The organism is Mycobacterium sp. E2238, from assembly GCF_001672665.1.
Lineage (GTDB): Bacteria > Actinomycetota > Actinomycetes > Mycobacteriales > Mycobacteriaceae > Mycobacterium.
Genome location: NZ_LZKF01000043.1, coordinates 1 through 15,625 on the forward strand (window position 1 = coordinate 1; position 15,625 = coordinate 15,625).

Consider the following 15,625-nt stretch of genomic DNA (forward strand, 5'->3'; position numbering starts at 1 on the left):
CTGGCCGTTCGGCCGCATGGGGACGTGATGCAGCGTGGCAAACGGGATGTCGTAGTACTCCGCGACGTTGGCGGCGGGCTCTTGGTAACTTTGCCCGGCGAACAGCAGGTCCGCCCCGTCGGCCAGCGCCAGCAGTGTCGTGTTCATTTGTGCCCAGCACTGGTCGCTGATATCCCACATCTCCCGCCACATAGATCTCAGCTCCCGAACCCGCCAGAAACCGCTGAAGAACGACGTCCAGAAGTTGCGGTACAGGTCCAGCCAGGCCTGCGATTCCAGCCCGTACGGAACAGCCGGCAGCCCGGCGGCCTCGGTGAAGGCGACCGAATCGGGCGGGACCGCCATGCGCACATCGTGGCCCCGGCGCAGCAGTTCGCGGCCGACCACCAGGGAAGGCTCGACATCGCCACGAGTGCCATAGCTTGCCAGCACAAGTTTCATCGCGAATCCAAGCCCTTCAGTTGTGTCATCGGCGGCAACGATGCAACGACATCACTTTAAGTATCGGCGAGTCCGAGCATCGATTCGGGCGCCTTCGGCGATGGCGAGCGGCCTATCGTTCCTTGCGCCACAGCACACCGGTGCCGTCAATCTCGACGATCTTGGCAGTCACGCCATGCTCAGTTCGGTAGTCCGTGACGGCTTGCCGGCACGCGTCGATCGCGTGGTAGTCGTCAACGATGCAAAAACCTCCCGGCGACAGCCGCGGATAGAGCGCGTCGAGCCCTTGGATCGTCGATTCGTACAGGTCGCCGTCGAGCCGCAGCACGGCGATGCGCTCAATCGGGGCGCCCTGCAGCGTGTCTTTGAACCAGCCCGGCAGGAAACGAACCTGGTCGTCCAGCAACCCGTAGCGCTCGAAATTCGCTTTCACTTGCGCCTCGGAAACCGCCAGGACACCGGCGGCGTGGTGCAGCCGGATCCCCCTATCCGCTTCGAAATGCGCGGTGTCCGGGGGCGGAACTCCCTCGAACGAATCGGCCAGCCACACGGATCGCTTCTTATCGCCGTAGACGGCCAACACCGCCCGCATCAAGATCGACGCCCCGCCGCGCCACACCCCGCACTCGACCAGGTCGCCGGGGATGTTCTCGTTCAGAACGGTCTCGACGCAGCGCTGCAAACTCGTCAGTCGCTGCATGCCGATCATCGTCAACGCATCCGCCGGCCAATCCAGCCCCAGGTCACGCGCGTGCGGATTGAACGGACGCTTGCGCACCAGCATGAATTTGCCGGCGCTGAGCACCGGGCGTCCGAAGTAATTCCAACCGACGGGCACCAGCTCGTCGCTGCCATACCGGGTGAGGTTGCGCCGGAGCAGGTCGAGGTAGGCGGATCGTGTGTCCACGAATGAAGACCGGGAATCGCGATCGGCAACGGTCACGATTGCCCCCTAGTTCGCACGAACTTCCTCCCGGTGATCAGCGTAGACGTCCGTCCGAGCCCCCACGCCGTTTCGTACTTTTCCATCAACCCGGTCAACGCTCGGCCTCTCCGTTTGTAGCGCGTAGCCACCATACTGGCTCGCCCGCTGACCACCGGTCAGCCTCTGCGGACCATCATATGCTTCGAATGGTCATCGCCCCGTCCACCGAGGGGAGCGCCGTTTGCTGGATCCTCCGCCGGTTAGCTGTTATAGGCACGGTGAGGTCGCCGCGTTGGTTCGATCAGCCGGAGGACAATCCCGATTCCTTACCGATCCAGTCCAGCAACGCGGGCAAACCCTCGTCGAGGGTCCACTTCGGCCGCCAGCCCAGCTCGCTGCCGGCCGGTCCGATGTCACAGCTCGCGGCGCGTACGTCACCGTCGCGGAATTTGGGCACGACGTTCGGCTCCGGGGCGTCGCACATGGTGGCGACCTTGTCAGCCAGCTCGTGGATAGTGGTCGCCTTGCCCGATCCGATGTCGAGGCGGCGCGATTCGGTCGCGGGGTCCTGCAGCGCCGCGAACAGCGCGTCGACGACGTCGTCGATGTAGACGAAATCGCGCACGATCCTGCCGTCCTCGTATACCTCGAGCGATTGCCCTTCGCGCGCCAAACGCGCGAACAGAGCGACGATTCCGGTATACGAATTCGTCAGCGATTGGCCGGGACCGTAGACATTCTGCAGCCGTAGCACGCTGACATTGGTGTCGTGCGCGGCCGTCCAGGCCGCCAGCAAGTGCTCCTGGGCGAGCTTCGTGGCGGCGTAAACGTTGGTCGGCCGGGGCTCGGTTCCGGTCGCACAACTTGGCAGCGGCAGCGCGGGCTCGCCGTCGGGCCCTTGGGGATCCCACTGACCGGCCATCAGCTGCGCGTGGCTGCGGGGCGGCGGGTAAAAAACGTGGTCGCCGGCTTGCCAAGCGCCCTCGCCATAGACCGCCCGCGATGACGCCAGCACGAGTTGGTCAGGGACGTGCCCGGAGCGGCTCAACGCATCCAGGAGCTGCGTGGTGCCTACCACGTTCACCGAGCCGTGGCGCGTCGCCTCCGACAGCGACTGCGCTGTTCCTGTCTCGGCCGCCAGATGGATGATCTGGGACGGGCGGCACAGCCTGAGCACTGCATCCCAATCGGGGGCGTGCGCGACATCCCCGGTGAACAACCGCACCGACGACGGCAGATCGAGTGGCCGATCCGCACCGTGCACCTGTGGGTGCAGGATGTCCATCACCGCGACGTCGTAACCATCCTCGACGAGGCGATGCGACAGCGCCGACCCGATGAATCCCGCTCCCCCGGTGATGAGCACGGATGCTGACAAGAGCCGATGCCTCCCATTGATGTGCAGGTAGGTGACCGGCACAAGTTGCCGAGGTCGCGGTCCGGTCGATCATATCGGGCGTTCCCGTGCGGCCAGCCGGATTGCCGATTCAGCGCATCGCAGCTGATTGCCTTGGCAATCAGCCGCTCCGGTTGGGTTTGCCGAAAGCCGTCCCAGGCTAGGCCCAGGTCCCCCTGCGCCCGTGAGCCAACGCAACGACCTCCAGCACCGGCCTCATGATGGACGGCCGGAGCAGCCTGGCGGCGAAGCTGCTGGAATGCCTGCGGGCGTCCGCGAACGCCACCCGGAAATCATGCTCGCTGGCCCGATACGCCTCGAAAACCCGATCCAGCGTCGCCACGTCCGGCGGCCCGTCCAGCGCAGCGGCGTGCATGGCCTCATAAACCGCCGACATCCAGTCCGTGCCAAAACGATCGACCACCGGGCCGCAATCCCGGTTGCGCCGCAGATCGGAGCTGAGAAAATCATCGACCGCGCTTTCGTCCCCGATGCTGAGGTCGATGTCCAGCGCGGAGGAAATTCGCTTCACCTCGCGGCGCCAGTTCTCCAGAAGCTGCGTGTATTCGACGAACACCCGGGGCACGCGGCGCGAGTGCCGCTCGGCCAGCAGGTTTCCCTTCAACCACAGGGCGCTCGCAAGTTCCGGCGAGGCCCCGGTGGCCTTCCCGAGCGAGGCGATCACCTCCTGCGGGTGGCGCACCGCGATCACGACCGCGACGTCGAGACCCGCCAGCCGGGCCGCCTCGAACCACATCTCCGAGAGCACGACGATCTGCAGGTCCTTGATGACCAGCAACGGTGCGTCCGGCATCGACTTGAGGTAACACGCGATGTCGGCGGTGCACGCCGCCCGCTCCGCCGCGGTGAAGGCGCCTTCCTCCAGCACGCGCAGTGATGGGTCCCACCACGCGCTGCCGCGGCGCTCCAGGATTGACCTGTTGAGAAGCAGGGAAGCGCGCGGCTCCCAGTAGCCCCGCTTGTTGGTTTCGTCCGCCCCCATCATCCCCGCGGGAAGCGTGGCGCCGCATAGCGAAAGAACCCGGGTCAGTGCCGACGTCCCTGACCGGCCCATACCCAGAACGAACAAGGCGAGGGGGCGTGTCGCGGTCGAATGCTGGGGAGGAGTGGCGGAGCGGGCGATGCTTTCGGCGGGTCTAGTGATGGGGGCCCAGTTCATCCAGCTTCAGCCTTCCAACTTGTGCGCGTCGACGCCACGGGTTTCGCGGAAGTATTACCGACAGTTCGACTTTGCGGGTTGGATCTATGAAACACACATCAAATGCGTAAAACCCGCGTAGACAACGCGTAACTTGAGCCGCGCCGGACCAGACTGACCTGGACTTTGCGCGCCTACCCCGCGACGGCCCCCGGCTCGAAGAACGGTGCCCCGTACTCGGTCACCGGCTGGAAGCCGCGTTTGCGCGCCTTCTCCGCGGCCTTGCGGATCAGCGCATAGATGCCGACGAACGCGGCGTGATCGGTCATCACGAACGGGGTCAGGAGCCGGTTGTGCACCAGCGAGAAAGCTACGCCGCTCGCCGGGTCGGTCCAGCCGAGCGAGCCGCCCAGCCCGACGTGGCCGAAGCCGGGCATCACGTTCCCGATGGGCAGGCTGTGGTAGCCCAGGTGGAATGCCAGCGGCATGAACAGGTTTCGGTCCGGGCGCAAGCTCCGCCGACCGGTCAGGCCGGCGACCATTTCGCGGGATAGGAACCGGATGCCGTCAACCTCGCCGCCGTTGGCGATGGCGCCGTACATCCGGGCCAGTCCCCGGGCCGTCGCCACCCCGTTGGCCGCCGGGATCTCCCCGTCCAGCAACGGGGTGTCACCCTGCACGGCCGCGACCATGCCCGGGAAGTACATGGACCGGAACCCGCCGGACAGCTCGTTGGCCACCTTGCGAGTCACGAAGCTCAGCACCGGGTTCCGCACGAGGTTCTGCGGCGCCACGATCTGGGCGACCCGCGTCGGCGCGCCGGCCGGCGGCCGACCCAGGTACAGCCCGTCGGTGCCCAGCGGCTCGGCGAGCTCCTCGCGGATCAGCGCTCGCATGCCTTTTCCGGTCACGCCCCGGGCCAGGCCGGACATCAGCCAGCCGAAGGTAAGGGCGTGATACGCCGACTTGCCCAGCAGCCGGCCCGGTGCCGCGGCCGCCAGCCGTTCTTCCATGACGACGTGGTCCAGCAAGTCTTCGGTGCTGGCGCCACGCAGGCCCGACAGGCCGGCAGCGTGCCTCATCACGTCACGCACGGTGAGGTTCGCCTTGCCGTTGGCCGCGAACTCCGGCCAGTACTCGGCAACGGGCGCCTCGTAGTCGATCAGCCCGCGGTCGGCGAGCCGGTGAATGACGGTGGCGGCCATGCCTTTCGTGGCCGAGAACACCATCGGGGCGCTGTCGGCCGACCACGGGGTGTGGCCACCCCGGTCGGACCACCCGGTCCAGACGTCGACGACGGGTTGGCCGTCCAAATACACCGCCAGCGCGCCGCCGCCGAAGCGGCGAGCGGGGAACATGCTGGCGAAACTGCGAACGACGCATCCGAAGTGTGAGTCCGCCGCGCCGGACACACGGTGACCTGCGTCAAGGTCATCGTGGACAGGGACCGCGCGGCGATCGACTCGGGTTTCCACCGTCACATTTTTGAATTTACTTGGATTTCACACCTTCCCGGAGCGAAATCGGATTGTTTATCTATCCGTTATCCTGACGAGGCCGTTAATATTTGCTGCGCCGCCAGCGCGGGGGTCAGCTCGCCGGCCTTGACCTGGCGCTCGATGTCGGCACGCATCTTGCGCACCTTCGGATTGGACAGCACCCGGTCCAGGACGGTGTCGCGCACCATCTGCCACGTCCAGTCGACCTGCTGGGCGCGGCGGCGCGCCTCGAACTCGCCGGCTTCAGTGAGCACCTGGCGATGACGCTCGATGGTGTCCCACAATTCCTGCAGGCCGGTCCCCTCCGTCGCGCTCATCGTGAGAACCGGTGGCCGCCAGAGTGTTTCACGCGGATGGATCAACCTGATCGCGGACGACAGCTCGCGGGCGGCCATCCGCGCCTCCGCGAGATGCTCCCCGTCGGCCTTGTTCACCACCACGATGTCGGCCAGCTCCAGCGCGCCCTTCTTGATGCCCTGCAGCTGATCGCCGCTGCGCGCCAGGGTCAACAGGACGAACGTGTCGACCATGTTGGCCACCGTCACCTCGGACTGGCCGACGCCAACGGTCTCGATGATGATCACGTCGAAACCGGCCGCCTCCAACAACACCACCGTCTCGCGGGTGGCCTTTGCTACGCCGCCCAGGGTGCCCGATGTCGGCGACGGGCGGATGTACGCGTCCGGGTGCACCGCCAGCCGCGCCATCCGGGTTTTGTCGCCCAGGATCGATCCCCCGCTGCGTGTCGACGACGGGTCGACGGCCAGCACCGCCACCCGGTGGCCCTGCTCGATCAGGTGCATGCCGAGGGCCTCGATGGTGGTGGACTTCCCCACCCCGGGGGTCCCGGTGATGCCGATGCGGTGCGCGTTGCCCGAGTCGGGCGTCAGCGCGAGCAGAAGCTGCTGCGCCTTCTCGTGATGGTCGGCGCGGGTGGACTCCAGCAGTGTGATGGCCCGCGGCAGCGCCGCGCGGTCGCCGCGGCGAATGGCGTCGGCCAGCTCGTCGACGGTGTCGCTCTTGCGGGCTGCCATCTAGTCGAGCGTGTAACCCAGGCGTTCGGCAAGCTTGTGCAGCAAGCCGATCGCGGCCTCGGCGATCACCGTCCCGGGCGGGAAGATGGCGGCGGCCCCGGCTTGATACAGCTCGTCGAAGTCACCGGGCGGGATGACACCGCCGACCACGATCATGATGTCGGGCCGTCCCACCTCGGCGAGCGCGTCGCGCAGCGCCGGCACCAGCGTCAGGTGTCCGGCGGCCAGCGACGAAACGCCGACCACGTGCACGTCGTTGTCCGCGGCCTGGCGGGCCACCTCCTCGGGCGTGGAGAACAGCGAGCCGACGTCGACGTCGAAGCCGAGGTCGGCGAAGGCCGTCGCAATCACCTTCTGGCCGCGGTCGTGACCGTCCTGGCCCATCTTGGCCACCAGAATCCTGGGCCGGCGGCCGTCGGCCTCGGCGAACTTCTCGACTAGTTCGGTGGCGGTTGCGATGTTCTGGGCCTTTCCGGCTTCGTCCCGGTAGACGCCGGCGATGGTGCGGATCTCCGCCTGGTGCCGGCCGTATACCTTTTCCAGCGCGTCGGAGATCTCCCCGACCGTGGCTTTGGCCCGGGCGGCGTTGATCGCCAGCGCCAGCAGATTATTACCCAACCCGTCGTCGCCGGCGCGACCGTGCGCGGCGGCGGCCCGCGACAAGTCGGCCAGCGCGGCGTCGACCGCGGCCTGGTCGCGGCTGGCCCGCAGCTCCTTGAGTTTGGCCAGCTGCTCGGCGCGCACCCGGCTGTTCTCGACCTTGAGGACCTCGACCTCCTGGTCCTCTTCGACCTGATACTTGTTGACGCCGATCACCGGCTGGATTCCGGAGTCGATGCGGGCCTGGGTCCGCGCGGCGGCCTCCTCGATGCGCAACTTCGGGATGCCCTCGTTGATGGCCTGGGCCATGCCGCCGTGCTCGGCCACCTCGGCGATGTGCGCGCGGGCCCGCTGCGCGAGCTGGTGGGTCAGCCACTCCACGTAATACGAGCCGCCCCACGGGTCGATGGGCCGCGTGGTGCCAGACTCCTGCTGCAGCAGCAGCTGCGTGTTGCGCGCGATCCGCGCGGAGAAGTCCGTGGGCAGCGCAAGCGCCTCGTCGAGGGCGTTGGTGTGCAGCGACTGGGTGTGCCCCTGGGTCGCGGCCATCGCCTCAATGCAGGTGCGCGCGACGTTATTAAAGGCGTCCTGCGCGGTCAGCGACCAGCCGGAGGTCTGCGAATGTGTGCGCAGCGACAGCGATTTGGGGTTCTTTGGGTTGAACTGCGCCACCAGCTCGCTCCACAACAGCCGGCCCGCCCGCAGCTTGGCGACCTCCATGAAGAAGTTCATCCCGATGCCCCAGAAGAACGACAGCCGCGGCGCGAACTTGTCGATGTCCAGGTCGGCGTCCAGGCCAGCCTTGATGTAGTCGACGCCGTCGGCCAGCGTGTAGGCCAGCTCCAAATCGGCTGTGGCCCCGGCCTCTTGGATGTGATAGCCGGAGATCGAGATGGAGTTGAACTTCGGCATCTTCGCGCTGGTGTAGCCGAAGATGTCGGAGATGATGCGCATCGACGGCTTGGGCGGATAGATGTAGGTGTTGCGCACCATGAATTCTTTGAGGATGTCGTTCTGGATGGTGCCGGCCAGCTTCTCCGGCGGCACCCCCTGCTCCTCGGCGGCCACCACGTACAGCGCCAGGATCGGCAGCACGGCGCCGTTCATCGTCATCGACACCGACACCGTCGACAAGTCGATGCCGTCGAACAGCTGGCGCATGTCGAGGATGGAATCGATTGCCACGCCGGCCATTCCGACGTCGCCCTGGACGCGCGGATGGTCGGAGTCGTAGCCGCGGTGGGTGGCCAGGTCGAAGGCCACCGACAGGCCCTTCTGGCCGGCCGCCAGGTTGCGACGGTAGAACGCATTCGACTCCGCCGCGGTGGAGAATCCCGCGTACTGACGGATGGTCCACGGCTGGTTGACGTACATCGTGGGGTACGGGCCGCGCAGGAAGGGCGGCTCGCCGGGGAAGCTGTTCAGCGGGTAACCGCCGGCCACCGCGGCCGCGCGGTCGGCGCCGATGTAGACCGGCTTGACGGCGATGTCTTCCGGCGTGTGCCACTCGAGCTGATCGGGCGTGTACCAGTGCGCCGCCGCGGCGGCCGCGACGTGCTTTTCCACCGCGGCCGCGGTGGGCGGCGGCAGCGGGCGGTCGCCGTTCAGCGGGACGTCGGCGAAGTTACCGATCACAGGTGCGGTTGTGGTCATTGCGGCTACGCTCCCAGTCGAGTCAGCAGGTTCGAAAGGGCCTCGACCGCATTGATTTTCGCGGTCAGGAATTCGTCGGGCCAGTGCTCTGCATCGGCGATGGCCTTTTCCGGCCCGGCGAGGTAGACCCTCGACACGCCGGCGGTTCGGGCCGCCTCGACGATCGCCGCGGCCTCCTCCCCGTAACGCTTGTCGGTGCCGCAGATGACCGCCGCGCTGGGCGATCCCGCGTCGGCAACCGCCTTCGCGACACCGGCGGCGTCGACCGTGCCCGGGTTGACGGCTTCGATGCCGCCCGACGCCAGCAGATTGGCGGCGAACGTGGCCCGGATGTTGTGCTCGGCCAGCGGGCCCAACGGAAGCAACAGCGCCTGCGGACGCGCGCCGGTGCGCTCCAGGAAGACGTCGGAGCGATCGCGCAACGCCTCGAACGCGGCGGCATAACGCTGCAGGTTGCCGGCGGCCAGCGGTGAACCCGACGAATCATCATGCGGCAGAGCGGGTTCGGTGAGGTTCGGGAACTCGTTGACACCGGTGATCGCGGTGCGGCGGTGCGCGATGTCGTCGGCGCGTCGCGCGGCCACCTCGGCGATCTGCTCGGCGACGTACTCGCGCGCCTCGACGAACCCGCCACGCGCCTCGATGGCCTGGAAATGCTCCCAGGCCTGCTCCGCGAGCCGGGCGGTGAGGTCCTCGACGAACCATGAGCCGCCGGCGGGGTCGAGCACGCGGCCGACGTGCGACTCCTCCAAGAGCAGCAGCTGGGTGTTGCGGGCGATCCGGCGCGCGAAGCTTCTCGCCGTGCCGGGGAAGCCACCCGGGATCGCGACGTCGAACGGGAGCACCAGCACGGTGTCGGCGCCGCCGACGCCCGCGCCGAACGTGGCCAGGGTGCATCGCAGCATGTTCACCCACGGGTCGCGTTGGGTCATCATCGGCAGCGACGTTTCGGCGTGCACGGTGACCGCGCCGCCGTCCGGGTCGCCGACGACCTCCGCGACCCGCGCCCAGAGGTGACGCACGGCCCGCATCTTGGCGAGCGTCACGAACTGATCGTCGTCGGCGGCCAGCCGGAAACTGATCTGCCGCAACGCCTCCCCGACCGACATGCCCGACTCGGTGAGCCTCCGGAGATAGGCCACCCCGGCGGCCACGGTGCCGGCCAACTCCCACGTCGCGTTGGCCCCCAGGTTGTGGAAGGCGGGCCCGTCGACGGTGATCGCCCGCACGCCGCGCTCCCGGGCAGCGCGCTTGGCGACCGCGACCACCTCGTCCATCGCGGGCACGGGACGATCGCTCAGTGTCGCGGTCAGGGGGTCGCCGCCCAGGTCGATCGAGAGTAATTCGCGCTGGTCAGGTTCGACGCCTGCGGCCAACGACAACATGGCGTCGGCGGCGGCCGAGTAGTCCGCGCCCGCGTCGACGATGACCGGCGCCATGCTCAGGTGCACGCCCTGCAGGGCATCCGCGAGCTGGTCGACCGTCACGCCGGATTCGCCCACCCGCAGCACCAGCGCGCTGGCCCCGTTGCCAAGTGCCTCGAGCACCGCCGAGTTGACATCCTGGGCCGCTACCCCGGCGACGCGATCGGCGGGGAACGCCTCGGCAACCTTCCAGCCGGACTTGACGTCGCGCAGCGCATCGGCGCCCCGCACGAAAGGCCACTCGCCGGGCAACGGCGGTTCCGGCAGCTCGTCCAGCGCCGTGTAGAGCGCGCGGACCGCGATGCCGTCGTAGGTCGGGGTTTCCAGCAGCCGCTCGGGCTGGTCCCCGAGTTCCTCGGGGTCCTTCCGGGTGCTTTTCGATAGCACGCCGGCGACCGCGCTGCGCCAACGCCCGCGAACCTGTTCTAGTTCGGCGAGCTCGGGTACATCAATGGACACCGATTGCTCCCTTTTTTGCCAGCAAATGGGGCCTGCGACTTACTAATCAGGCTAATTGATCGAGCCTGTCGGCAGAAAACCACGCCGCGCTAACAGCAAGGCAGGCCGGTGATGAAACGCCAGCCTCGGGAAACGAGTTATTCATCTGCGCCCCGTAACCTTTACAGGCGTGACGGCTTCCGCCACCTGCAGAATCAACCGGACGCTGCGCGACCTCGGCGGCGCGCTGGGCGCGGCCGCGCGTCTGCTATCGCGGCCCCGGGCGATCGCCACAGTGGTCGGTATCACACTCTTGATCGCGGCCGCGTCATGGTTGCCCTTACCCACCCCGGTGCAGATGCGCGATTGGGCCCAGTCGGTCGGCCCCTGGTTTCCCTTGGCGTTTCTCGCCGCCCACATCGTGGTCACCGTGGTGCCGGTGCCCCGGACGGCGTTCACCCTGGCCGCCGGGCTGCTGTTCGGGCCGTTGATGGGTGTGGCGATCGCGGTGGTTGCCAGCACCGCGAGCGCGGTGATCGCGATGCTGCTGGTGCGCGCGGCCGGGTGGCGGCTGAACCGTCTAGTTCGCCATCGGTCGATCGACACGGTGGAGGAGCGCTTGCGGCAGCGGGGCTGGCTGGCCATCTTGTCGCTGCGCCTGATTCCCGCGGTGCCGTTTTCGGCGATCAACTACGCCGCCGGTGCGTCGACGGTGCGGGTCCTGCCGTACAGCCTGGCCACGCTGGGCGGCCTGCTGCCCGGCACCGCCGCCGTCGTGATCCTGGGCGACGCGCTCGCCGGTCACCCCAGCTCGCTGCTGTACCTGGTTTCGCTGTGCACGGCGACCCTGGGTCTGACGGGCTTGGTGATCGAGATCCGCCACTACCGCCGGCACCATCACCGCACGCACAATTCCGCCGCCGACCGGCCCTCCCCGGAGCCGGCCCCCATCGGCTGATCTCCTGCAGCAAATCTGGCTAATCGCCACGGCCGGCGGACAGAAGCTGGCAAGCTGGACCGCACCGATACCGGCATCCGCTCAAAGGGGGGCTGTTGGCCGGAACCCAAGCGCCGTACCCGCCGCGGTCCAAGATGCATTCCGCGTTGTTGGTGATCGCGTCGCTTTGTTGCGTCGTCGCCTTCTTCGCAGCCGTCTACATGCTGCCCAAGAACACTGGCCCGACCCACGAACCAGGCCCGCCGCCGCTCCTGTCACCGATCGATCTGCCCGCGTCGACCGCCGTCGGCCCAGGGGCGGGCATTTACGTCCAGTACGCCGACGGGTCGGGCGGAATGGGCTGCACCGCAGGGTTTTTGGTGCGCACCAACACCGGCCAGCCCGGTGTGCTTACCGCAGGCCATTGCAACCGTCCCGGGGAGGCCAGCAAGGTGACGATGAACCTGGGCGGGGTCCTCCCCTACGCGACGCTGGGCACGTTCAGCCAGACGGTCAGCGAGGGGGTTCACGACGAACAGCACGACATCGGCCTCATCGTGCTCAATGGGGACGACGTTCCCCAGAATCCAGCCATCGCGTCCACCTTGCGGGTCTCCGGCGTCGCCACCAACCTGCATACCGGCCAGGAACTCTGCAAATTCGGCATGGGCACCGGCGAGGCGACGTGCGGACAGATCACGGAAATCACCGACAGCAAGGTCGTGTTCCTGGCGCCCGGCCAATGCGGCGATTCCGGCGGCCCGGTGTACCTCAAACAAGGCGATGGCACCGTCGGCGCCGTCGGGATCCTGATCCGCGGGGGCGACCCTCACGCGCCCAGGCCCGGGTGTTCGGTCCCGGCGAAATTCTCGGTCGCCGAACTGATCCAGCCGTGGCTCGACCGGTGGCATCTCACCGCCGTGACCGCGGCGGCCGCGTCCGGCTGACTCTCCTTCAGGCTGGCTTCAGGCTGACTTCCTACTGTCGCGGATCGCGGCGATCCGCGGGTCCCCCCGCGGATACATGCGCCGCCGACAGAGAGGAGAGATGGGCCGAGTGAAGATCAAACAACTCATCGCGGGTTCGCTGCTCGCGGGCGCCCTCGGGACGGCCGTGGCCGGCTTCGGCGCCGCGGTGGCGAGTGCGGATCCACCCCCACCACCGGGACAGCCGGGAGTGCCGGGACCGCCGGGACCGCAGCACCCGCCGGGCGGCCCGTTCGGAGGCCCACCGGGACCGGGTGGTCCGGGTGGTCCGGTTGGTCCGGGGGGCCCGGGGCCCGGCGACCCGCTCCGGCCACCGCCGCCGGGAATCTGACGAGGCGTTAGCAGTCTGGAGCGGTGGCCGCCTCGCCTGGGGCGGCCACCGCTCACCCGCGTTCGACCGGCATGCTGAGCCGGAACCGCGCCCCGCCGTCGTGCGGCAGACAAACCAGCTCGCCGCCGTGCGCACGCGCCAGCGCCCGGGCTATCGGCAGGCCCAGCCCGGCGCCGCCGTGATCGCGGGCGCGTCCGGCGTCGAGCCGCACCAGCCGCTCGAAGATCCGCTCGCGCTCGTCGTCGGGAATGCCGGGCCCGCTGTCGGTTACGGTCACCTCCGCGGCGCCTTCGTGCCTGCGGACGTCGATCGTGATCGAGCCTCCCGGCGGCGTATATCGGCGGGCGTTGTCGAGGAGATTGGACAGGATCTGCGCGAGCCGGGTGGGGTCCGCGTTGACGGTCAGCTCGCCCAGGCCCGTGCGACGGACGGCGAGTTGCGGTGCCAGCATCGCGGCCCGGTCGGCTTCGCCGTCAGCGATCGCGGCCAGGTCGACGTGCTGGATGTCCAGTGGCAGGCCGGCGTCGATGCGGCTCAGATCGAGCATGTCCGAGACGAGCCGCCCGGCGCGCCGCGCGTCGGACAGCAGCAGGCTGGCCCGGCGATACTGACCATCTGTGTCGTCGCCTTGCTGGGAGGCGCTGGTGGCGAGTTGCTCGGCGGCGACCTGAATCCCGGCGATCGGGGTGCGCAGCTCGTGGGCGGCGTCCACCAGGAAGCGCCGGGTTGCCGTCTCGGCGCGCCGGGCCGCGTCGGCCGCCCGCTGCGCCCGGCGCTCGGATGCCTCCAAGGCATCCAGCATGCCGTCGAATGCGCTTGCCGCGCGGCCCAATTCGGTATCCGCGCGGTCGGGGCGCAGCCGCCGCCCGCGATCACCGGTCCGGATGTCGTTGGCCAGCGCCGTCAGCCGGTCCAGCGGCCGCAGCGCCACCCGGCTGACCGCCACCAACAACAGTGCGGCGACAGCCAGCGTCGCCACGCCCGCCCCGACCATCAGCAGCCGCAACTGGTGCGTCACCTGCGTGGTTTGGGTCGTGTCGGCGACCAGGATCACCCGGGCGCCGTCCGGCAACGGACGCACCATGGCCGTCGCGCTGACATCCGGTAGGGGCGGGGGCGGTGGTGGCGGTGGCCAGGGCGGTGGGACATTCGGCCCGGGTTCCCATGGCGGCGGTGCCGGCGGGGGTGGAAAGGGCGGCGGGGCCACCGGACCGGCGACGGTATCGGGGCTGATGCCGCGGTCGCCGTAGGCGGCGCCGTCGGCGGTGACCAGCAGCGCGCGCACCCCGCCGCCGTTGAGTTCGGCGGCGAGCAGATCGGGTGAGGTGTGCGCGGCGTCCAGCGCCTCGGCGCGCGACGCCGCCGCGAGCAGCCGGTCGTGCAGGTTCCGGCGGGCGATGACGCCCAGGCTGACGTCGATGGTGACGCCGAGCACCACCAGCAGCAGGGCCAGCAGCGCCACCACCACGAGCGTCACCCGGCGCTGCAGGGAGGGCGTCCGCGTCGTCATGATCGCTGGGGTTGCAGCCGGTAGCCGATGCCGCGCACGGTGTGCAGTATCCGCGGCCCGTGGGCTTCGAGCTTGCGCCGCAAGCCGCTCACGTGCACTTGGACCAGGTTGGGGTCGTAGGCGTCGTACCCCCACACGGCGTTCAGGATCTGGCCGGCACTGACGATGCGGCCGCGCTGCTCCGCGAGGAAGGACAGCAGCCGCAGCTCGGTTGCCGTCAGGTCGAGGCGACAACCGTTGCGCGCGGCCACGCCGGCGTCGGCGTCGAGCATCAGGTCGCCGAGTTGAACGACTTTCGGCAGCCGTCCGCGCCGGCGCAACACCGCGCCGACCCGTGACACCAGTTCGGCCAGCTCGAACGGTTTGATCACGTAGTCGTCGGCCCCGCCGTCCAGCCCGCGCAGCCGATCTTCCAGGCCGTCGCGAGCCGTGATCAGGACGATCCCGACATCGCCCCAGTCGCGGATGACATCGATGAGGTCGAAGCCATCACGCCCCGGCAGCATGACGTCGAGCACCACCAGGTCCGGCCGCAGGCCGTCCAGCGCCTCCTCGAGCCCGTCGCCGTCAAAGCGACCGACGGTGTGGTAGCCGACGTCGGTGAGCGCCTCGCTGACCATCTCGCGGATCGTCTCGGAGTCCTCGACCACCAGGACCCGGGGCGCGCCGACGCTGAAGTGGCCGGCGGCGGCCCGGGGTCCGTTCGTCATGCCTCCCATTGTCGGCGCACGTTCTGAAACCAACCTGAAGCGGTCGCGCGGACCCTTGGGTCACCGCAGCGACATGCCCGCTCCCCGGGCGGGGTCCTAGCAATGTCGCTGTGAGGCGGGCAGAACGCCGCGCACCTTCGCTGGTGACACGAGTGACTCACGGGACACAAGTTTCTTCAGGTCCACTTCAGTTCCGCCTCCTACCGTCCGGTGCCATGACCACAAACGATGAGATCGATACCCATCCACCCGCGCCCCTGCCGGCCGCCCATCCACCACGCGAGCCCCGCCGGCACTCCACCGGCGTGGTGGTCGGCGTCGGGGTAGCGGGCGCGATGATCGGCGCGGCGGGCACCATCGCGGCGATCGCCTTCGCCTGGATCATCAGCGCCGGGCCGCCCGGGCCGCCGCTGCCGCCCGGGCCGCCGCCGATGATGGCCCTGCAGCACGGACCGCCGCCGCCCCCGCCGATGGGCGGTCCGATGGGCGGTTTCGGGTTTGCGCCGCCGCCCGGCCCGCCCGGGGAGCGGGCATGTCGCTGCGGTGACCCAAGGGTCCGCGCGACCGCTTCAGGTTGGTTTC

12 protein-coding genes and 1 pseudogene are annotated in these 15,625 nt (G+C 68.7%); 3 read left to right on the plus strand and 10 right to left on the minus strand.

All coding sequences use genetic code 11. From position 1 onward, the window contains the following. The 8 genes and pseudogenes from A5711_RS03440 to mutA form a co-directional block, all read right to left on the minus strand. On the minus strand, nucleotides 1–441 hold a 441-nt coding region (locus A5711_RS03440), incomplete at its 3' end, for a glycosyltransferase (RefSeq protein ID WP_197520734.1). A gap of 112 nt (nucleotides 442–553) precedes the next feature. Continuing rightward, entirely contained in the window at nucleotides 554–1,384 is an 831-nt protein-coding gene (locus tag A5711_RS03445; RefSeq protein WP_067944079.1) for a TylF/MycF/NovP-related O-methyltransferase, read from the minus strand. 283 nt (nucleotides 1,385–1,667) lie between these two features. Beyond that, nucleotides 1,668–2,732 carry an NAD(P)-dependent oxidoreductase gene (locus tag A5711_RS03450; protein WP_067944096.1) on the minus strand — a complete coding sequence of 355 codons (1,065 nt, stop codon included), beginning with the start codon at nucleotides 2,730–2,732 and terminating at the stop codon, nucleotides 1,668–1,670. 190 nt (nucleotides 2,733–2,922) lie between these two features. Beyond that, on the minus strand, nucleotides 2,923–3,837 hold the full coding sequence (locus tag A5711_RS03455; protein WP_067944081.1) for a sulfotransferase family protein: 915 nt from the start codon (nucleotides 3,835–3,837) through the stop codon (nucleotides 2,923–2,925). Nucleotides 3,838–4,115: 278 nt separating this feature from the next. Further along, nucleotides 4,116–5,402, minus strand: coding sequence for a serine hydrolase domain-containing protein (locus A5711_RS03460; RefSeq protein WP_067944082.1), 1,287 nt, complete (start codon nucleotides 5,400–5,402; stop codon nucleotides 4,116–4,118). A gap of 51 nt (nucleotides 5,403–5,453) precedes the next feature. Next, nucleotides 5,454–6,454, minus strand: a pseudogene (meaB, locus tag A5711_RS03465) (methylmalonyl Co-A mutase-associated GTPase MeaB). Continuing rightward, complete coding sequence (gene scpA, locus A5711_RS03470) at nucleotides 6,455–8,707, minus strand: methylmalonyl-CoA mutase (protein WP_067944086.1); 2,253 nt, start codon at nucleotides 8,705–8,707, stop codon at nucleotides 6,455–6,457. A gap of 5 nt (nucleotides 8,708–8,712) precedes the next feature. Further along, on the minus strand, nucleotides 8,713–10,590 hold the full coding sequence (gene mutA / locus A5711_RS03475) for a methylmalonyl-CoA mutase small subunit (protein ID WP_067944088.1): 1,878 nt from the start codon (nucleotides 10,588–10,590) through the stop codon (nucleotides 8,713–8,715). A gap of 169 nt (nucleotides 10,591–10,759) precedes the next feature. On the opposite strand from mutA, the gene A5711_RS03480 reads away from it, so the two are divergent. Together A5711_RS03480 and A5711_RS03485 are read left to right on the plus strand one after the other, a co-directional pair. After that, nucleotides 10,760–11,527: a TVP38/TMEM64 family protein gene (locus A5711_RS03480; RefSeq protein ID WP_067944090.1), complete on the plus strand. Its 768-nt coding sequence runs from the start codon at nucleotides 10,760–10,762 to the stop codon at nucleotides 11,525–11,527. Nucleotides 11,528–11,661: 134 nt separating this feature from the next. After that, nucleotides 11,662–12,453, plus strand: coding sequence for a trypsin-like serine protease (locus A5711_RS03485; protein WP_067944097.1), 792 nt, complete (start codon nucleotides 11,662–11,664; stop codon nucleotides 12,451–12,453). Between the two features lie 422 nt (nucleotides 12,454–12,875). Here A5711_RS03485 and A5711_RS03490 read toward each other — a convergent pair whose 3' ends face one another. Together A5711_RS03490 and A5711_RS03495 are read right to left on the minus strand one after the other, a co-directional pair. Beyond that, the gene (locus tag A5711_RS03490) at nucleotides 12,876–14,333 is read right to left on the minus strand and encodes a cell wall metabolism sensor histidine kinase WalK (RefSeq protein WP_067944093.1); all 1,458 of its coding nucleotides are present in this window, start codon (nucleotides 14,331–14,333) and stop codon (nucleotides 12,876–12,878) included. Then, nucleotides 14,330–15,043, minus strand: coding sequence for a response regulator transcription factor (locus A5711_RS03495; protein ID WP_369829918.1), 714 nt, complete (start codon nucleotides 15,041–15,043; stop codon nucleotides 14,330–14,332). The genes A5711_RS03490 and A5711_RS03495 overlap by 4 nt, the downstream gene beginning before the upstream one ends. 215 nt (nucleotides 15,044–15,258) lie before the next feature. Between A5711_RS03495 and A5711_RS03500 the strand changes: the two genes are divergently transcribed. Continuing rightward, the coding region (locus A5711_RS03500; protein WP_067944095.1) for a hypothetical protein at nucleotides 15,259–15,625 on the plus strand (367 nt) is incomplete at its 3' end.